17 protein-coding genes are annotated in these 19,200 nt (G+C 61.0%); 4 read left to right on the top strand and 13 right to left on the bottom strand.

Features of this window, described 5'->3' with window-relative positions; all coding sequences use genetic code 11:
- Positions 1-34 precede the first annotated feature (34 nt).
- From J3P95_RS24160 to J3P95_RS24140, 5 genes are all read right to left on the bottom strand, one after another.
- Positions 35-802, bottom strand: a complete 768-nt coding sequence (locus tag J3P95_RS24160) for a hypothetical protein (protein ID WP_434559322.1) — start codon at positions 800-802, stop codon at positions 35-37.
- A 458-nt stretch (positions 803-1,260) separates the two neighbouring features.
- Entirely contained in the window at positions 1,261-2,022 is a 762-nt protein-coding gene (tcyN, locus tag J3P95_RS24155; protein ID WP_434579454.1) for an L-cystine ABC transporter ATP-binding protein TcyN, read from the bottom strand.
- A gap of 3 nt (positions 2,023-2,025) precedes the next feature.
- Complete coding sequence (gene tcyL / locus J3P95_RS24150) at positions 2,026-2,691, bottom strand: cystine ABC transporter permease (RefSeq protein ID WP_163006689.1); 666 nt, start codon at positions 2,689-2,691, stop codon at positions 2,026-2,028.
- Positions 2,691-3,491 carry a cystine ABC transporter substrate-binding protein gene (gene tcyJ / locus J3P95_RS24145; protein ID WP_434559318.1) on the bottom strand — a complete coding sequence of 267 codons (801 nt, stop codon included), beginning with the start codon at positions 3,489-3,491 and terminating at the stop codon, positions 2,691-2,693. Before tcyJ ends, tcyL begins: the two co-directional genes overlap by 1 nt.
- 213 nt (positions 3,492-3,704) lie before the next feature.
- Entirely contained in the window at positions 3,705-4,703 is a 999-nt protein-coding gene (locus J3P95_RS24140) for a D-cysteine desulfhydrase (RefSeq protein WP_434559316.1), read from the bottom strand.
- Positions 4,704-5,038: 335 nt separating this feature from the next.
- Here J3P95_RS24140 and betT point away from each other — a divergent pair, with 335 nt between their 5' ends.
- Positions 5,039-7,000: a choline transporter BetT gene (gene betT, locus J3P95_RS24135; protein ID WP_434563951.1), complete on the top strand. Its 1,962-nt coding sequence runs from the start codon at positions 5,039-5,041 to the stop codon at positions 6,998-7,000.
- A gap of 12 nt (positions 7,001-7,012) precedes the next feature.
- Here the strand turns inward: betT and J3P95_RS24130 are convergent, their stop codons facing one another.
- A complete protein-coding gene (locus tag J3P95_RS24130; RefSeq protein WP_434579455.1) occupies positions 7,013-7,753 on the bottom strand; it encodes an SDR family oxidoreductase in 741 nt (246 codons plus the stop codon).
- A gap of 132 nt (positions 7,754-7,885) precedes the next feature.
- Between J3P95_RS24130 and J3P95_RS24125 the strand changes: the two genes are divergently transcribed.
- Entirely contained in the window at positions 7,886-8,776 is an 891-nt protein-coding gene (locus J3P95_RS24125; protein ID WP_434579456.1) for a LysR family transcriptional regulator, read from the top strand.
- A 100-nt stretch (positions 8,777-8,876) separates the two neighbouring features.
- Complete coding sequence (gene mgrA / locus J3P95_RS24120) at positions 8,877-9,914, top strand: L-glyceraldehyde 3-phosphate reductase (RefSeq protein WP_434559310.1); 1,038 nt, start codon at positions 8,877-8,879, stop codon at positions 9,912-9,914.
- Positions 9,915-10,097: 183 nt separating this feature from the next.
- On the opposite strand, the gene J3P95_RS24115 is transcribed toward mgrA, so the two are convergent.
- The 7 genes from J3P95_RS24115 to J3P95_RS24085 form a co-directional block, all read right to left on the bottom strand.
- Positions 10,098-10,649, bottom strand: coding sequence for a TauD/TfdA family dioxygenase (locus J3P95_RS24115; RefSeq protein WP_434579457.1), 552 nt, complete (start codon positions 10,647-10,649; stop codon positions 10,098-10,100).
- Between the two features lie 48 nt (positions 10,650-10,697).
- On the bottom strand, positions 10,698-11,537 hold the full coding sequence (gene tauC / locus J3P95_RS24110) for a taurine ABC transporter permease TauC (protein WP_434579458.1): 840 nt from the start codon (positions 11,535-11,537) through the stop codon (positions 10,698-10,700).
- Complete coding sequence (gene tauB, locus J3P95_RS24105; protein WP_434579459.1) at positions 11,534-12,328, bottom strand: taurine ABC transporter ATP-binding subunit; 795 nt, start codon at positions 12,326-12,328, stop codon at positions 11,534-11,536. The genes tauC and tauB overlap by 4 nt, the downstream gene beginning before the upstream one ends.
- Positions 12,329-12,354: 26 nt before the next feature.
- On the bottom strand, positions 12,355-13,332 hold the full coding sequence (gene tauA, locus J3P95_RS24100) for a taurine ABC transporter substrate-binding protein (RefSeq protein WP_434579460.1): 978 nt from the start codon (positions 13,330-13,332) through the stop codon (positions 12,355-12,357).
- 246 nt (positions 13,333-13,578) lie between these two features.
- On the bottom strand, positions 13,579-15,162 hold the full coding sequence (gene gshA / locus J3P95_RS24095) for a glutamate--cysteine ligase (protein WP_434579461.1): 1,584 nt from the start codon (positions 15,160-15,162) through the stop codon (positions 13,579-13,581).
- 180 nt (positions 15,163-15,342) lie between these two features.
- A complete protein-coding gene (locus J3P95_RS24090; protein ID WP_434579462.1) occupies positions 15,343-15,726 on the bottom strand; it encodes a PaaI family thioesterase in 384 nt (127 codons plus the stop codon).
- Positions 15,726-18,050 (bottom strand): Tex family protein, encoded by a 2,325-nt coding sequence (locus tag J3P95_RS24085; RefSeq protein ID WP_434579463.1) that lies wholly within the window; start codon positions 18,048-18,050, stop codon positions 15,726-15,728. The genes J3P95_RS24090 and J3P95_RS24085 overlap by 1 nt, the downstream gene beginning before the upstream one ends.
- A gap of 357 nt (positions 18,051-18,407) precedes the next feature.
- On the opposite strand from J3P95_RS24085, the gene ompR reads away from it, so the two are divergent.
- A complete protein-coding gene (gene ompR, locus J3P95_RS24080; RefSeq protein ID WP_003186825.1) occupies positions 18,408-19,148 on the top strand; it encodes an osmolarity response regulator transcription factor OmpR in 741 nt (246 codons plus the stop codon).
- Positions 19,149-19,200: the final 52 nt, after the last annotated feature.

Raw genomic sequence — 19,200 nt, 5'->3', positions numbered from 1 at the left:
CAGACGCCCTTGCCACAAAAAACGAGCGTCACCATTATTTTCGGTGACGCGGTTCGGCGACCATGAGCGGTTCTTTCGCAGGATGCTTCGGATAAGGGTTGGCGCAACCGATTTTTAAAGTCCGTGGTGGTGCCCAGTGGGAGTTGTTGCCAACCCGGTCGATGATGCAATAGGTCACCTCCAGACGCAGGTCTTCACCCGCTTCCATGATGACTTCCGGCGGCACCCAGACGTGAACGGGCTGCCCCACTTCGCCAGGCTTTATGGGTGGCAGATCCATGCGTACGTCGCCCCAACGCACGGTAATCGCATCGCCGGCCGCCATGTTCAGGTAGGGCTCTATGGTCAACGGCACACCGCGTTTGATCTGATTGGGGTTCACGCCTTGGCGGCGGATGGTGTCCGGGATACGCGCCGGCGCCAGGCCCTGATTCTCGTCGCCGAGCAAGGATGAAGGCCGTCCGCCGGGGCAATCGAGCTTGACCTGCACCTGTTGCGTTGCCGACAGCGACGGCCCTCGTCCAATTTGCATGATCCGATAGTGGATGCGCGAGGTGCCGTTGACGATGAAGCTCTCGGGGACGCGCAAACTGACGCTGCCGTCTATATCCGCCTCTGACAGCAGGCGCGAGCCAACGTAGCAGTTGTCCCAGAACAGTTCGATCAGGTCGCCTGGGTCCATACCCGGGTAAGGGGCAATGACGACTTCCAGGTGCTCGGCGCTGGTGATGTTGATGCCGGTACGTTGGCCGCTGGCCAGGTTGGGCGCGGCCAACTCAGGGAAATTCGACATACTTGTCATGGTGTTCTCCTTGATGTCTAAAACGAACTATGTTCCGAAAGTTCAAAGACGACTGATAGTCGCGACACTTTGTGATGTGTTACTGCCGAAAATAAAACCCGTGATGCGTGTTCAAGCTAGATATAGGTTCGGCAGTTTCACTGTCAATAGCGGCGATTGCTTAATAGTTAATTAAGCAAGTCTTCAGAAATGTCCTACGCGTCGGAGTTATTAATGCGCGGCGTCGAGCGCACTTTTCCTCGGAATGTCGCGTTCGTTGGACGCTAGGAAAGGCGCCTTTGGGCTGGCGTGGGTGGAGAGGTCAATGGAAGTAAAGCGCGCCAACAACCTGCCTGTTCGTTATTGGGGTTGCCGTGGAGAAGTTGCGATTGGACGTTGTTTTCGATGCGCGGATGTTTGGCTTTTTAAAGTTGGACTTGTTTCACTTCCGTCCCTGGAAGTGTCGACAAGCCAATAAATTACTGCGCGCCGTGTCCGGCCGAGAGAAACTTGCTGAGAAACTGTCGAGTGCGTTCTTCTTTCGGAGCTGCGAACATCGCCTTGGCTTCACCTTGCTCAACAATTACGCCTTTGTCGAAGAACACCACGCGATTGGCTACATCCCGGGCGAAGCCCATTTCGTGAGTCACGATGACCATGGTGCGTTTTTCTTCGGCCAGGCCCCGGATGGTTGCCAGCACTTCACCCACCAGTTCCGGGTCGAGGGCCGAGGTTGGCTCGTCGAAGAGGATCACCGCAGGTTCCATCGCCAGCGCCCGGGCGATCGCCACGCGCTGTTGCTGACCGCCGGACAGGCGCCTCGGGTAGGCGTCTTCCTTGCCGGCCAGGCCGACCTTGGCCAGTAGCTTGCGACCCAAGGCTTCAGCGTCGGCACGCGGGGTCTTTTTCACCACCAGCGGACCTTCGGTGACGTTTTCCAGTGCGGTGCGATGGGGAAACAGATTGAAGTTCTGGAACACGAAGCCCACCTGCTGGCGCAAACGACGCACCAAGCCTTGCTGCTGGTTCAGCGGGCGACTGCCATCGATTTCGATGTCGCCCACCATGATCCGTCCGCTGGTGGGTTCTTCGAGGAAATTCAGGCAGCGCAGAAATGTCGTCTTGCCCGATCCGCTGGGGCCGATGATCGCTACCACTTCGCCTTCTTCAATCCTCAGGTCGATGCCGTTGAGCACCACCTGACCCTTGAATTGCTTTGTCAGTTTTTCCACGACAATCATGGGTCAGGACTCCTGGTCATGCCGATTGACCCGGGCTTCCAATACGTTCTGCAGGTGCGAAAGCACGGTGGCAAGAACCCAGTAGATCAGCGCGGCGGCAAGGTACATGGTGAAAATTTCGAAGGTGCGCGCAGTGATCAGTTGCGCCTGGCGGAACAGCTCCGGCACCTGGATGGTTGCCGCCAGCGCGGTGTCCTTGACCAGGGAAATGAAGCTGTTGCCCAATGGTGGCAGCGCCGTGCGTGCGGCTTGCGGCAGGATGGCCCGGCGCAGTGTCTGGGCACGGGTCATCCCGATACTGGCCGCCGCTTCCCACTGACCGCGCTCGATGGAACTGATGGCGGCCCGCAGGATTTCACACGCATAGGCGGCCATGTTCAGCGAGAAACCGATCAGGGCCGCCGGCAGCGGATCCAGCTCGATGCCCAGTTGCGGCAGTCCGTAATAAATCACGAACAACTGCACCAGCAGCGGCGTGCCGCGAAAGAACGACACGTAGATACGCGCGATCCAGTTCACCAGCTTGAAACGCGACAGACGCATCAGCGCCAGGCCGAACCCCAGCAACAAGCCGAAGAACATTCCGCCCAGGCTGAGGATGACCGTGTAGTACGCGCCCTTGAGCAGAAAGGGCGCGGAATCCAGTGCGAGTTGAAGAGCTGCTTCCATTATTGGGTGACGTCAGCGCTGAAGTATTTTTCCGAAAGCTTCTTCAGCGTACCGTCGGCGCGCAGTTTTTCGATGGCTTTGTTCACGGCTGCCAACAGCTCAGGCTCGCCTTTGCGCAGGGCAATACCCGACTCCTGGCGCGAAAAGGCTTCGCTGGTGACGGTGGTGTCCTTGGCCTTCTTGGCATATTCCAGAGCGGCCAGACGGTCGATCAGGATGGTATCGATGCGGCCGACGCGCAGGTCCTGGAACTTGGTGGGGTCATCATCATAGGTTTTGACTTGCGCGCCCGGTACTTCGGCTTTCACCCACTGTTCGTAGTTGGTGCCCAGGCCCACGCCGACTTTTTTACCGTCCAGGTCGGCGGCTTTCTTGATGTTCAGCTCATCGGCTTTTTTGGTCAGTACCAGCGCTTGAATCCCGGAGACGGTGTACGGCTCGGAGAAATCATATTTTTTCTTACGTTCTTCGGAGATGGTCACTTGGTTGACCACCGCATCCAGTCGCTTGGATTCCAAGGCCGCGAGGATACCGGCCCAAGGCGTGGTCTGCAGCCTCACCTTGACGCCCAGCTCCTTGGCCAAGGCTTCAGAAAACTCCACTTCGAAGCCGGTCAGCTTGCCGCCATCATCAACGAAACTGAACGGTGGATAAGTGCCTTCCAAGCCGATCTTGATCTCGCCGGCATCCTTGATTTTTTGCAGTTGCTCACCGGCAACCGCCTGCCCCAGCAGGCCGGTGCTCAATGCCAGGCCCAACGAACCTACCAGCAGGTTGCGACGTAATGCGGAAAAATTCATGACAAGCCCCTGTGTTTTCTTATGAAGACGTTTATCGGCAAGAGAAGGCGTAGCCGCGGTACGAAAGTGTTGCCACATCCTGCCTTAAAAGCAGGTGATGCGTCTCGTGGCAAATACGCCTGCGGCGCGACTATAAGTTGCGTTCCATAGATTGGAAAATAATATTAAATCAGCCATATATTCCAAAGCGGAATGTAACCGCTGTCAGGAGTTTCACGCCCCTAGCGCCGCGTCGTAGGCAAACAACGCTGGCGCGCCGCCGGTGTGCAGGAAGATGATCGGGCCGTCGTCAAAGCGGTCGCGACCAAGGCCATCGAGCAGGCCGGCCATGGCCTTGCCGGTGTAGACCGGATCGAGCAGAAGGCCTTCCTGGCTGGCCAGCAGCTTGACCGCCGCCAACGTGCCGGCGTTGGGTTCGCCGTAGCGGGGACCAAAATACTCGTCCCATAGATTCACTTTGAACGCCTTCGCAAGGGGGACTCCGAGCAACGCTGCCGTGCGCTCGGCCAGGCCCTGGACCTTCGGAAACTGGTCCTCCTCGCTACGGGACACCGTTACACCAATGACCGCAAGCGTGGGCAGGGTTTCGCTCAAAGCCAGCGCCAGGCCACTGTGGGTACCGGCGCTGCCCGAGGCCAGCACCACGGCGGCGAATTCGATGCCGGTGTCCTTGATCTGTTCGGCCAACTCCAGGCCAGCGCGCACATACCCCAACGCACCCAACGCGTTCGAGCCGCCAATCGGCACCAGGTAAGGCTTTTTCCCGCTGCTGCGCAGGCGGCCGGCGAGCGCATGCAGCTGTTCGTCGGCATTGTCCAGGTTGTCTACCAACTCAACTTTAGCGTCGAACAGCTCAAGCAACAGCCGATTGCCGTTGCCCAGGTAATTGCTGTCCTCGGTGCCGATGGGGTTTTCCAGCAGCGCCACGCAACCCAGGCCGAGCTTCGCGGCCAGGGCTGCGGTCTGGCGGACGTGGTTGGACTGGATCGCGCCGGCGGTGATGAGTGTGTCGGCACCTTGGGCCAAGGCGTCGGCGGCCAGGTATTCGAGCTTGCGCAGTTTGTTGCCACCGAGCGCCAGGGGCGTCAGGTCGTCGCGCTTGACGTAGATGTCCCGGCCGAGCCAACGGGAGAGGCGGTCAAGTTTTTCCAGCGGTGTCGGATGGCCGAGCAGGTCAAGACGACTGAAGCGAGACAACTGTTCTTTGATCATGGGTCCGTACTGGTTGTAGGCGATAGCGGACTATAGGCACGCCGATATTCAGGGGCAACTGGCGTGTGGGCGGAGCACTGAACGAATGCGCTCCCGGCAGCGTCATACCCACCCATGGACTAGTGTAGGAAGCGTGCCGTTGAGCCCTGCGATTAGTCCTTAGCAGCCTATTCATGTTTAACTTGAACGTTCATTCAAGTTAAACCCTTGGTTTGCTGCCCGCTCACAACAGGAGGCTTGCCTTTGCCGAGTCCGTTTGCACACGTCATGATTTCGTTTTGCGAGGTGCTTCGTCGATGAGTACTTCGTCCCTTCCACCCAGCGGCCTGGTCCGCATGAATCCGCCGGTATTCTACTTCGCGGCGACCTTCATCCTGCTGTTCGGCCTGGTCGTCATTGCCGCGCCGGAGCAGGCCGGCGCCTGGCTGCTGGCGGCGCAGAACTGGGCGGCCAACACGGTCGGCTGGTACTACATGCTGGCGATGACGCTGTATCTGGTCTTCGTGGTGGTCACCGCCTTGTCCGGCTACGGCAAGATCAAGCTCGGTGCCGACCACGACGAGCCCGAATTCAGTTACCTGTCCTGGGCCGGCATGTTGTTCGCCGCCGGGATCAGCATCACGTTGTTTTTCTTCTGCGTCTCCGAGCCGCTGACCCACTTGGTCCAGCCGCCCCAGGGCGAGGCCGGAACCGCCGACGCGGCGCGCCAGGCCATGCAGATCCTGTTTTTGCACTGGGGCCTGCACGGTTGGGGGGTGTTTGCGTTTGTCGGCATGGCGCTGGCGTACTTCGCCTACAGGCACAATTTGCCATTGGCCTTGCGTTCGGCGTTGTATCCGCTGATTGGCAAACGCATCAACGGCCCTATCGGTTATGCGGTGGACGGCTTCGGCATCATCGCGACGGTGTTTGGCCTTGGCGCGGACATGGGGTTTGGTGTGTTGCACCTCAATTCCGGATTGGATTACCTGTTCGGCATCGCCCACACCCAATGGATCCAGGTCGGCCTGATCGTGCTGATGATGGGGGCAGCGATTATCGTCGCGGTGGCCGGTGTCGACAAAGGCGTGCGGGTCATGTCCGACATCAACATGCTGCTGGCCTGCGCGCTGTTGCTGTTCGTGCTGTTTGCCGGGCCGACCCAGCATTTGCTCAACACCTTGATCCAGAACATCGGCGATTACCTCGGCGCCCTGCCGATGAAGAGTTTCGACCTTTACGCCTACAACGAGCCCAGCGACTGGCTGGGCGGCTGGACGGTGTTCTACTGGGCCTGGTGGATCGCCTGGTCGCCGTTCGTGGGACTGTTTATCGCGCGTATTTCCCGTGGCCGCACCATCCGCGAATTCGTCTTTGGCGTGCTGTTGATCCCTTTGGGCTTCACCCTGGCGTGGATGTCGATCTTTGGCAACAGCGCCATGGACCAGGTGCTCAACCACGGCATGAGCGCGTTGGGCATGTCGGCCCTGGAAAATCCGTCGATGAGTCTTTATCTGCTGCTGGAAACCTATCCGTGGAGCAAGACCGTCATCGCGGTCACGGTATTCATCAGCTTCGTGTTTTTCGTCACGTCCGCCGACTCCGGCACCGTGGTGCTGTCGACGCTGTCCGCCAAGGGCGGCAACCCCGATGAAGACGGGCCGAAATGGCTGCGGGTGTTCTGGGGCGCAATGACCGCCCTGGTGACCAGTGCGTTGTTGTTCTCCGGCAGTATCGATGCGCTCAAATCAGCCGTGGTACTGACGTCCTTGCCGTTCTCGTTGATTCTCTTGCTGATGATGTGGGGCCTGCACAAGGCGTTCTACCTCGAATCCCAGAAGCAGATCGCGCAATTGCATTCCCTGGCACCGGTGTCGGCTTCACGGCGCGGCACGGGTGGCTGGCGCCAGCGCCTGAGCCAGGCGGTGCACTTTCCTTCTCGCGACGAGGTATACCGCTTCCTCGACACCACGGTGCGCCCGGCCATCGAAGAAGTGAAAGCGGTATTCGCCGAAAAAGGGCTGACCGTGGTGACGCAGCCAGACCCGGCCAACGACAGCGTCAGCCTGGAGATCGGTCACGGCGAGCAGCATCCGTTCATCTATCAGGTGCAGATGCGCGGCTACTTCACGCCGTCCTTCGCCCGCGGCGGCATGGGCTCCAAGCAAATCAACAATCGCCGCTATTACCGTGCCGAAGTGCACCTGAGCGAAGGCAGCCAGGATTACGACCTGGTGGGCTATTCCAAGGAACAGGTCATCAACGACATCCTCGACCAGTACGAGCGGCACATGCAGTTCCTGCATCTGGTGCGCTGATCGGAAGGGGCCTCAAACCAGCCCACCGTTTGCCCGCAGGATCTGCCCGTTCACCCAACCGGCGGCCGGGCTGGCCAGGAAGGACACGATGCTGGCGATGTCTTCCGGTTGGCCGAGGCGCTCCAAGGGCGGCATCTTGGCGTAGTGCTGGACCTGCTCTTCGCTCTTGCCGTGCATGAACAGCTCGGTGGCGACGGGGCCGGGGGCCACGGCATTGACGGTTATCTGCCGACCGCGCAGCTCCTTGGCGAACACTTGGGTCAGGGATTCCACGGCGGCCTTGCTGGCGGTGTACACCGAGTAGCCGGGCAGGTTGAGGCCTACGGTGCTGCTGGAAAAATTCACGATGCGGCCGCCATCATTCAACCGGGTCGCGGCTTCGCGAAGGGTGTTGAAGGTGCCGCGCGTGTTGATGGCGAACGTGCGGTCGAACAGCTCATCGCTGTGCTGCGCCAGGGGCATGACCTGGAGGACGCCGGCGTTGTTGATCAGCACATCGATTTTGCCCAGCTGTGTCTCGACTTCATCGAACATCCGGCTTACATCCGCCGCGACAGACACATCGGCTTTCACCGCTATGGCCAGGTGCCCGGCCTGGCGCAACTGCACCACGAGCTTCGAGGCCTCGGCGGCGCTGTTGGCGAAGTTGATGGCAACGGCAAAACCGTCGCTGGCCAGTTGCTTGGCGATCTGCGCGCCGATGCCGCGGGAGGCGCCGGTCACGATGGCGACTTTCGAGTTCTGGACAGTCATGGCAAGAGTTCCTCTTTAGGGGGAGTGCAGTGATTCGTTGGAGCCAGATTCACATGTTTACTCTCGGCGATAAATGCCTGAGAGTTGCCTTGACTGTTCAATATCCACCAACAATCAAGGTGCGCCAATCAGATGGATCAAGTCAGGGCAATGAGGGTGTTCGTCCGAATATACGAGCGCAGCAGCTTTACCTTGGCCGCTGAAGACTTGAACATGCCCCGGGCCACGCTGACCCATACGCTCAATCAGTTCGAGGCCTGGCTGGGCGTTCGATTGCTTGAACGCAGCACGCGCAAAGTGCGCCCGACCCTCGATGGCGAGGCCTACTACCCGCGCTGCGTGCAGTTGCTGGCGGAACTCGAAGAGGCCGAGTTGGCGTTTCGCGGCGTGGCGCCCAAAGGCAAGCTGAGGGTGGACCTGCACGGAACCCAGGCCCGGTATTTCGTGATTCCGGCGTTGCCACAATTCATGGCCCGCTACCCGGAGATCGAATTGTTCATCAGCGAGGCGGATCGCTTCGTCGACCTGATTGCCGAAGGCGTCGATTGCGTGCTGCGGTCCGGAACGCTGGGGGATTCGTCGTTGATTGGCCGGCGTGTCGCCACTCTCCGGCAGATCACTTGTGCCAGCCCCGGCTACTTGCGCGAGTACGGCGAACCGAAAAGTCTCGATGACTTGCGCCACCATCGGGCGGTGAACTACGTCTCTCGCACCACCGCCAAACTGTATCCGTTCGAATTCATGGTCGATGGCGACATCAAGGAAGTGCCGATCGGGGGCACGTTGTCGGTGTCCGGCGCGGAAATCTACGCCGCCTCGGCCATCGCCGGCCTGGGCCTGATCCAGTGCCCGCACTACCGGATGGAGGAGCAGATCAAGCAGGGCCTGATCCAGGAAGTCCTCACCGCCACCCCTCCGCCGCCCATGCCGGTGTCGGTGCTTTATCCCCACAACCGGCACATGTCGCCGCGGGTACGGGTGTTCGTGGATTGGGTGGCCGAGGTGTTTGCGCAGGCGCGTTAGTTAATGTCCCTCCTACCACTGCGGCGAACTTTTGGCCTGGGTGATGCGTCTGTGAAATGTTAGCTTCTGCCACCCGTCGCCCGAACAGAGAGCCCATTCGATGACTTACACCGCTGCGCAAAACCGCTACGAGTCCATTCCTTACCGCCGCGTGGGTCGCAGTGGGTTGGTGCTGCCGGCGCTGTCACTCGGGTTATGGCACAACTTCGGTGACAGCACGCCGATCGAGACCCAGCGAGCACTGTTGCGTACAGCATTCGACCTGGGCATCAATCACTTCGACTTGGCCAACAACTATGGCCCGCCCTACGGCAGCGCCGAGATCAATTTCGGCCGGTTGCTGCGTGAGGATTTCAAGCAGTACCGCGACGAGTTGATCATCTCCAGCAAGGCCGGTTGGGATATGTGGCCAGGTCCTTATGGCCAGGGCGGCGGGTCGCGCAAGTACGTGCTTGCCAGCCTTGACCAGAGCTTGCAACGCCTGGGGTTGGATTACGTAGACATCTTCTATTCCCACCGTTTCGACCCCGACACGCCACTGGAAGAAACTGCCAGCGCCTTGGCCACCGCCGTGCAGCAAGGTAAGGCGTTGTACATCGGCATTTCTTCCTATTCCGGCGTGAAGACCCGGGAAATGGCCGCGCTGCTCCAGGAATGGAACGTCCCGCTGTTGATCCATCAACCGGCCTACAACCTGCTCAACCGCTGGGTGGAAAAAGACTTGCTGGATGCCACCCAAGAGCTGGGCACCGGCGTGATCGCCTTCACGCCGCTGGCCCAGGGCCTGCTGACCGACAAGTATCTCAAAGGCATTCCGGCCGATGCTCGGGTCAACCGTCCGGGTGGCGGCTCGTTGCAGGCTTCGCACTTGTCCGACGAAAACATTGCCCACGTCCGCGCCCTGAATGAAATCGCCCAGCGTCGCGGCCAAAGCCTGGCGCAGATGGCCTTGGCCTGGACCTTGCGCGACCCGCGCGTCACCAGCGCACTGATCGGCGCCAGCCGGCCGGAGCAGATTATCGAGAACGTCGGCGCCTTGAAGAATCTGAGCTTCAGCGCCGAGGAGCTGGCCGAGATCGATCGGTTTGCCCAGGAAGGCGGGATCAATCTGTGGGAGAAGCCTTCGTCGGCTGAGTAACGCCGAACACCCTGTGGCGAGGGAGCTTGCTCCCGCTGGGCCGCGAAGCGGCCCCAAACCCATTCAACACGGCGCATCAGGAAAAGCAGTGGGGCAGGTTTTGCGACTGCTGCGCAGTCGAGCGGGAGCAAGCTCCCTCGCCACAAGGGTATGCGTACGCCAAAAAACCTTCAGGCAAGATCCTTACCTGAAAAACGGCACATCCCCCAACACCGTCGCCCGATGCATCACCCGTCGGGCGGGGCGGTAGTCGTCTACGGCGAAATGCTGGGTCACGCGGTTGTCCCAGAACGCCACGTCGTTGACCTGCCAGCGCCAGCGCAGGGTGAACTCCGGGCGGGTGGCGTGGGCAAAGAGCAGTTTCAGGATCACCCCGCTTTCGGTTTCCGACAGTTCATTGATGCGCGTGGTAAAGCCTTCGTTGACGAACAGCGAGCGACGGCCGCTTACCGGGTTGTCGCGAACATCGGTGACGGCCGTGTCGAGCACCAGCACTTCGGGCTGATCCGGCACGTTGGGGTAGATCGGATGAATATGCAGGTCTCCGAAGTACGCGGCGAAACGAGTCTGTTGTTGTGGTTCGATTGGCTGGTCGCGGAAAAACAGCACCTGATGGTCGAGCAACGCCTGTTCAACGGTATCGCGCTGCTCCTGACTGAGCGGCTGGCTGATATCGATGCCGCTGATCTGCGCGCCGAGGGCGATGCTCAAAGGAGTAATGGTCGGACGGCTCATCGTCGTTCTCTCGAAGTGGCGCCGAATCGTCGGCGTGGTCATTGGGGATCAATGGGCCTGGCCGTGCCAAGGCACTAATTTGCGTTGCAGGGCGCGCAGGCCCATTTCCATGGCGAAGGCGATCAGCGCGATCACCAGGATCCCCAGCACCACGACATCGGTGACCAGGAACTGCGCAGCCGACTGCACCATGAAACCCAGGCCGCTGGTGGCCGCGATCAGTTCGGCGGCGACCAGCGTCGACCAACCCACGCCCAGGCCGATGCGAACACCGGTGAGGATGTCGGGCAGGGCGCTGGGCACGATCACATGGCGGATCAACTGCGCGCGCGTGGCGCCCAGCGATTGCGCGGCTCGCAGTTTGGCCGGGTCGACGGTGCGCACCCCAGTGGCGGTGGCGATGGCGATCGGGGCGAAGATCGCCAGGTAGATCAGCAGGACTTTCGACAGCTCACCGATGCCGCACCAGATCACGATAAGTGGCAGGTAAGCCAGCGGCGGGATCGGCCGGTAGAACTCGATCAACGGATCGAGCACGCCGCGGGCGATTCGGTTCGCGCCGATAGCGATGCCCACCGGCACGGCGGTTAGCACCGCGAACAACAGACCCAGGCCAATCCGCCCCAGGCTTGCGCCCAAATGTTGCCAAAGCGTGGAGTCCATGTAGCCGCTGGTAACCAGCAGCCAACCTTTTTGCAGCACGGCGGAGGGCGGCGGCAGGAACAGTGGTTCGATCAGGCCGCTGGCGGTAACCGCCCACCAAAGTGCCAATAACGCGATCAGGGTCAGGCCGCTGATCCAGCGCGTACTCAGCTGCCGTTGGACGCGTAGAGGAGGGCGCGCGAGCTCGGCGTCACGGGCCACGGCTGGAATTTCGTAACTGCTCATGCGCGCTCCTGTTGCCGAGTGGCGCTGCGTTGGGAAAACACCTTGGCAAGCACGTGCTCGCGAGTCTCGATGAAGCGTGGGTCGGACTTGATCGACCGCGCTGACTCCCCGGCCCCGTAGCGGCGGCCGAAATCCAGGCCCAGGCGCTCGACGATCTGCCCAGGATCGGGAGCCAGCAGGATCAGGTCGGTGGCAAGGAACACGGCTTCTTCGATGTCATGGGTAATCAGGAACACTGGCTTGGCGGTGCGTTGCCAGACTTGCAGCAGCAATTCCTGCATCTGTTCGCGAGTGAACGCGTCCAGGGCGCCGAAAGGCTCGTCCATCAACAACACGCGCGGATCGGCAGCCAACGCGCGGGCCAGGCCGACGCGTTGCTTCTGCCCGCCGGACAGCTGCCAGACGCGACGTTTTTCGAAACCGGCCAGGTCCACCAAGGCGAGCATTTCCCGGGCGCGGGCCTCGCGCTTATCCCTCGCGACGCCTGCCAGTTCCAGGCCGAACCCGACGTTCGCCAGCACGTCCTGCCAAGGCAACAGCGCATCGTCCTGGAACACCACGCCGCGCTCGGCGCTCGGGCCCGACACTGGCACCCCGTCCAGGGTGATCTGCCCGGCGCTGGGCTCGACGAACCCGGCAATCAGGTTCAGCAGCGACGTCTTGCCACTGCCGGAGGGACCAAGGGCAACCAGCAATTGCTCCGGGCCCAGGGTCAGTGAAATATCTGCCAGCACCGGTTTCGTTGCGCCGGGGTACTGTGCGCTGATGCGCTCCAGCTGTAGCAAGGCCATCTTGGCGTCTCCCTTTTTCGTCTTGATCAGCGCGTGATGTATTGGGCGCTGACGTATGGCGCGTAGTCCGGCAGCACGGCCTCGACCTTGCCTTGCTCCTTGAGGAACGCGGCGGTGTTGGTGATGGCCTGGGTGGTCGGTGCGCCGAGGCTCACCAGCTGATCGGCGGCCAGCGGGAAGACGTTGCCTTGCAACAGCAATGGGATATCGCTGGCCTTGGCCCCGGAGAGTTTCACCAGCTTGTCGATGTTCGATGCATCGGCCAGCCAGGCTTGCGGGTTTTTGCGGTACTGGGCGTAGGCGTCCAGGGTGACCTTGGCGAAGGCCGTGACAATTTCGGGATGCTTCTGGGCGAAATCCTTGCGCACGATCCAGGCATCGAACGTCGGTGCGCCAAACTGGGCCAGCTCAGCTGAAGTGATCAGCACCTTGCCGTTTTCCTTGGCGACGCCCAAAGCGGGGTCCCAGACGTACGTGGCATCGATGTCGCCGCGCTTCCAGGCGGCGATGATGGCCGGTGGCGCGAGGTTGAGCACGGTGACTTTCGACGGGTCGATGTTCCAGTGTTTCAGCGCGGCGAGCAGGCTGTAATGGCCGGTGGAAACAAACGGCACGGCGATTTTCTTGCCGATCAGGTCTTGTGGAGTCTTGATGCCGGAGCCGTCACGCACTACCAAGGCTTCTGCGGCGCCGATCTGCGTGGCGATGAGGAAGGTCTCCACCGGAACCTTGCGCGTGATGGCAGCGGTCAGCGGGCTGGAACCGAGGTAGCCGATCTGCACATCGCCCGAAGCGATGGCGGCAATGATATCGGCGCCGTTGTCGAACTTGCGCCAGTCGATGTTGGCCTGGGTGGCTTTCTCATACGAGCCATCGGCCTGGGCGACTTTTGCCGGGTCGACGGTGGTCTGGTAGGCGACGGTCAAATCCGTCGCCTGGGCAAAAAGGCTCGCTGCGGCCAGGGAAGCGGCCGCGAGAAGGCGAAGGGGGAAACTCAAAGACATGGAAAAGCTCCTCAACAGGCCGCCGGATGTTCGGCGTTGGAGGAGACTAAATGATCTAAGAATTGGTAAATAAATAACGTTTTCGAATTAGCTTATTTGCGAACACATCTATCCAAGATGGCTAATAACCCCGTGGCGAGGGAGCTTGCTCCCGCTCGGCTGCGTAGCGGCCGCAAGATGGGCCTGCTGCGCAGACCAGCGGGAGCAAGCTCCCTCGCCACAGAAGCGTCCTCATCAAGAGGAAAGTCAGTTACTGATCGCCAGGATGCTCGCCTGGTAAGAACCCACGAACACGTCGAAATCCCCCACCTCGTTCTGCTCCAGCTCGGTTTGCTGGACCAAGGACTGGCGAGCGGTTTCTTCGAACGCGACTTGCTCTTCGGTCGACAACGGTTCGGCGCGGAAGAACTCGGCGTGGGCCTTGCTCTGGCGCAGGGAGAACTGGGCGAAGCTTTCCCGGTGCTCGGCCATAGCGGCCAAGACCTGGGCGGACGGCGTCAGCGACGGGTCGCGGACTTTAGCCTGTTGCGCTTCGAGAGCCTGGCGATGGGCATCACCGCCTTGGCTCTGGTCAAGCAGGGCGGCCAGCGGAGCAATCTTTTCCAGCAGTTCCATGGCCCAGGCTTGCATGTCCACCGATTGGCCCTGGCGCTGCAGTTGCAGGCCTGGCTTGCGACCTTCCTTGACCACGGTCAGGAAGTTGCTCGTGGCGTTGCCGCATTCGTTGTTTTCCAGCTGCGGGCTGTCGTTGAGGCCGCAATACAACAGGAACGCATCGAGGAACCGCGACTCGCTGAGGTCGATGCCCATCGGCAGGAAAGGGTTGATGTCCAGGCAACGCACTTCGACGTACTGGATCCCACGGGCCATCAGCGCCTGGATCGGGCGCTCGCCGGTATACGTCACGCGCTTGGGGCGGATGTTGGAGTAGTACTCGTTTTCGATCTGCAGGATGTTGGTGTTGAGCTGTACCCATTCGCCGTTCTGGTGAGTGCCGATTTCGACATACGGCGCGTAAGGGGTTGCCACCGCTTTGCGCAGGCTGTCGGTGTAGCTTGCCAAGTCGTTGTAACAGGGGGTCAAGCCAGCCTGGGCGTTGCTCTGGTAACCCAGGTCGCTCATGCGCAGGCTGGTGGCGTACGGCAGGTACAAAGTGTCCGGATCCAGCTGTTGCAACTGATGCGGGCGCCCACGCAGGAAGCCGGCGTCCAAGGCCGGCGAGGCGCCGAACAGGTACATCAGCAGCCAGCTGTAGCGCCGGAAATTGCGGATCAGCGCGATGTAGGCCGACGACTGGAAATCGCGGTCGCTGACGTCACTGGCTTCGTCCTGCCGGAGCAGCGGCCAGAGCTTTTCCGGCAGGGAAAAGTTGTAATGAATGCCGGCGATGCATTGCATGGTCTTGCCGTAGCGCAGGGCCAAACCCTTGCGGTAGACATATTTGAGCCGGCCGATATTCGAGGTGCCGTAATACGCGATCGGAATGTCCTCTTCCGCCGGCAGCGGACACGGCATCGAAGGGCTCCACAGGTATTCATCACCGAGTTTGCTGTAGGCAAACCGGTGGATCTTGTCGAGGCTATGCAGGGTGTCGGCCGGGTTGGCCAGCGCCGGCGTGATGAACTCCAGCAGCGACTCGGAGTAGTCGGTGGTGATCTGTTCGTTGGTCAGCGCCGAACCCAGGGTCTCTGGATGCGGTGTCTGCGCCAGTTGGCCATTTTCCGTGACGCGCAGGCATTCACGCTCGATGCCATGCAGGCATTGTTCGAGCAGGGAGAGGTTGGCGCGCTCGCCGAGCAGGGCCAGGCGGCGGTTTAAAAGGTCGCTCAAGTTGAATTCCTTCACGCGTCAGTCGCCCCAATATGGGGGTGGGCAAGACGGTCTACAAGGGTGAAGTTAAAACTGGCGTAGTCGCCTGGTTTATATGCCAAAGGCTAGTCATCGCAACCCACAGGGGATTTCGCCGCTGCATTCATGGCGTCGAAATTAACCCAAATCGATGACACTGAGCTATAGGACAGCGAACGTGCCTTGCGCTTTTGCGACCAGCTTGTCGCCTTGCATCACCTCGGCCTCGACCACCAGCGTGCGCCGCCCCGGGTGGATGACCCGGGCAGCGCACATAACCTCGCCGTCGGACACGGCGCGAATGTAGTTGATCTTGCATTCGATGGTCGCGCTCTGCTGGTCAAAACCATGGACGCTGGAGCAGGCCAGCCCCATGGCGATGTCCACCAGGCTGAACAACGCTCCGCCGTGCAGTTTGCCACCACGATTGCGCAACGGCGGCTCAAGGGCCAGGGCGACTTGCGCCGCCCCGTCCCCAAGGCTGTGCAGGCGGCAGCCGAGCAGCTTGAAAAAGGCGCTTTCCACTAACCCGGCCGGCGCGTCCATCAGCGTTTCTTCAACTGCTTGGCGTTGGCGAACAGCGAGGCCATGGCGTTGTTGGCCGGAGCCGCCGTAGCGGTTTCCTTGCGCGGCGCGGTGTTCTGCGACTGACGCGGCGTCGAGCCAGGACGCGCACCGCGGGCACCGTCGACTTTCTCGCCCGGCGTGTCGCTCATGCGCATCGACAGGCCGACGCGTTTGCGCGGGATATCGACTTCCATGACCTTCACTTTCACCACATCGCCGGCCTTCACCGCTTCTCGCGGGTCCTTGATGAACTTCTCGGACAACGCCGAGATATGCACCAGACCGTCCTGATGCACGCCAATGTCAACGAACGCGCCAAAGTTGGTGACGTTGGTCACCACGCCCTCGAGGATCATGCCCGGTTGCAAGTCCTTGAGGTCTTCGACGCCGTCCTGGAACTCGGCGGTCTTGAATTCAGGACGCGGGTCGCGCCCCGGTTTTTCCAGTTCCTGCAGGATGTCGGTGACGGTCGGCAGGCCGAAGGTTTCGTCGGTGAATTTCTTCGGGTCCAGGCGCTTGAGGAACGCGGCGTCGCCGATCAGCGAGCGGATGTCGCGGTCGGTCTGGGCGGCGATGCGTTGCACCAGCGGGTAGGCTTCCGGGTGGACCGCCGAGGAGTCGAGCGGGTTATCGCCGTTCATGACACGCAGGAAGCCTGCGGCTTGTTCGAAGGTTTTCTCACCCAGGCGCGGCACTTTTTTCAGCGCGGCGCGGGTCTTGAACGCGCCGTGTTCGTCGCGGTGGGTGACGATGTTCTGCGCCAGCGTGGCGTTCAGGCCCGAAATGCGCGCCAACAGCGCCACCGAAGCGGTGTTCACGTCCACGCCCACGGCGTTCACGCAATCCTCCACTACCGCGTCCAGGCCGCGAGCCAGTTTCAGTTGGGAAACGTCGTGCTGGTACTGGCCGACCCCGATGGATTTGGGGTCGATCTTCACCAGCTCCGCCAGTGGATCCTGCAGGCGACGGGCGATGGACACCGCGCCACGGATCGACACGTCCAGGTCGGGGAATTCCTTGGACGCCAGTTCCGACGCCGAATAAACCGACGCGCCGGCCTCGGAGACCATGACCTTGGTCATTTTCATGGCCGGGTATTTCTTGATCAGCTCGGCGGCCAGTTTGTCGGTCTCGCGGCTGGCGGTGCCGTTGCCGATGGCGATCAGGTCCACCGAATGCTTGGCGCACAGGGCGGCGAGCACGGCGAGGGTCTGGTCCCACTTGTTGTGCGGCACGTGCGGATAGACCGTGGCGTGGTCCAGCAGCTTGCCGGTGGAGTCCACCACGGCCACCTTGCAGCCGGTGCGCAGACCCGGGTCCAGGCCCAGGGTAGCGCGTGGGCCGGCCGGTGCGGCCAGCAGCAGGTCGTGCAGGTTGTGGGCGAATACGTTGATCGCCTCGGTTTCGGCGTTTTCGCGCAATTCGCCAAGCAGGTCGGTTTCCAGATGGGTGTAGAGCTTGACCTTCCAGGTCCAGCGCACCACTTCGGCCAGCCATTTGTCGGCTGCGCGGTTCTGGTTCTGGATGCGGAACTGCTGGCCTATCATGCCTTCGCACGGGTGCATGGTGCCGGGCAATTCTTCACCGACCTTCAGCGCGGAACTGAGGATACCTTCGTTGCGTCCACGGAAAATCGCCAGGGCACGGTGCGACGGCATGCTTTTGAGCGGTTCGTCGTGTTCGAAGTAGTCGCGGAACTTCGCGCCTTCCTCTTCCTTGCCAACAATGACGCGGGCGCTGAGGATGGCTTCCTGTTTGAGGAAGTTGCGCAGTTTTTCCAATAGGTTGGCGTCTTCGGCGAAGCGCTCCATAAGGATGTACTTGGCGCCTTCCAGCGCGGCCTTTACGTCTGCCACGCCTTTTTCGGCATCGACGAAACGCGCGGCTTCGGTTTCGGGGGCCAGGGTCGGGTCGTTGAACAGGCCATCGGCGAGCTCGCCGAGGCCGGCTTCCAGGGCAATCTGGCCCTTGGTGCGGCGTTTCTGCTTATAAGGCAGGTACAAGTCTTCGAGGCGGGTCTTGGTGTCGGCCAGCTTGATGTCGCGCTCAAGCTGCGGGGTCAGCTTGCCCTGTTCCTGGATGCTGGCCAGGATGCTGATGCGCCGTTCGTCGAGTTCTCGCAGGTAGCGCAGGCGCTCTTCCAGATGACGCAGTTGGATGTCATCGAGGCTGCCTGTCACTTCTTTCCGGTAACGGGAGATGAAAGGTACCGTGGAGCCTTCATCGAGTAGCGCGACGGCCGCTTCGACCTGTTGTGGGCGTACGCCGAGTTCCTCGGCGATGCGGCTGTTGATGCTGTCCATAAAACCACCTGACAAATTGTGAAATCAGGCTCGCCGCCACATAAGCCGGGCTCGACGAGGCTGGTTGAGCGGCCTGGGGTGCGCCGCTGCCTGGGTCAAGAGGCTGCCAATTGACCCGCTAAATTCAAAAAGTGCTGCCTGGCCAGAGGAGAAACCGCCGCACCGGTGTAACGATCCGGCACGTGCTGGCGCCAAAGGCCGCGCATTATAACCAGCGTTCCGCTGTTCGGGGGGCGTCGTGAAACGTGCGCTTGATAGGAGGATCGCTGAAGATAGAGGAAAAATCTGCTAACAATGCACACGGTGCGTATAACGGCAGCTAAGCCATAATGCGCGCCAAGATCAAAGGAGCTTCCTATGAGCAGCACTGCACAAACTGCTGAAGGCGAAAAAATTCTGATTGTTGATGACGATCCAGGGCTCAGCAGCCTGTTGGAACGCTTTTTCGTCAGCAAGGGCTACCGCGCCCGCACCGTACCGAACACCGAGCAAATGGATCGGCTGCTGGCCCGTGAGGTTTTCAACCTCGTGGTCCTTGACCTGATGCTGCCCGGCGAAGACGGCTTGACAGCCTGCCGTCGCCTGCGCGGTGCCAACAACCAGATCCCGATCATCATGCTCACCGCCAAGGGCGACGAACTGAGTCGTATCAAAGGGCTGGAGTTGGGCGCCGACGATTACCTGGCCAAGCCTTTCAACCCGGATGAACTGATGGCTCGGGTCAAGGCGGTCTTGCGTCGCCAGTCGGCTCCGGTGCCAGGCGCGCCGGGCAGCGAAGACGAAAGCGTGACCTTCGGCGACTACGAGCTGTCGTTGGCCACTCGCGAGCTCAAGCGTGGCAACGAGATCCACATGCTCACCACCGGCGAATTCGCGGTGCTCAAGGCCTTGGTGATGAATGCGCGCCAGCCGCTGACCCGCGACAAGTTGATGAACCTGGCCCGCGGCCGGGAGTGGGATGCGTTGGAGCGCTCCATCGACGTGCAGATTTCCCGTCTGCGCCGAATGATCGAGCCCGACCCGTCCAAGCCGCGTTATATCCAGACTGTCTGGGGCGTAGGCTACGTGTTCGTGCCGGATGGCGCCGCCAGCAAGTGATCAGCGATTTGTAGGAGCGGGTGGCCTGGCTGGATATTTTCCAGGCGACTCG

Origin of the sequence: Pseudomonas sp. Z5-35, from assembly GCF_051131945.1 — a bacterium.
Lineage (GTDB): Bacteria > Pseudomonadota > Gammaproteobacteria > Pseudomonadales > Pseudomonadaceae > Aquipseudomonas > Aquipseudomonas marvdashtae.
Note: the sequence above shows the minus strand (reverse complement) of the source record. Positions and strands in the feature narration are given on the sequence as shown.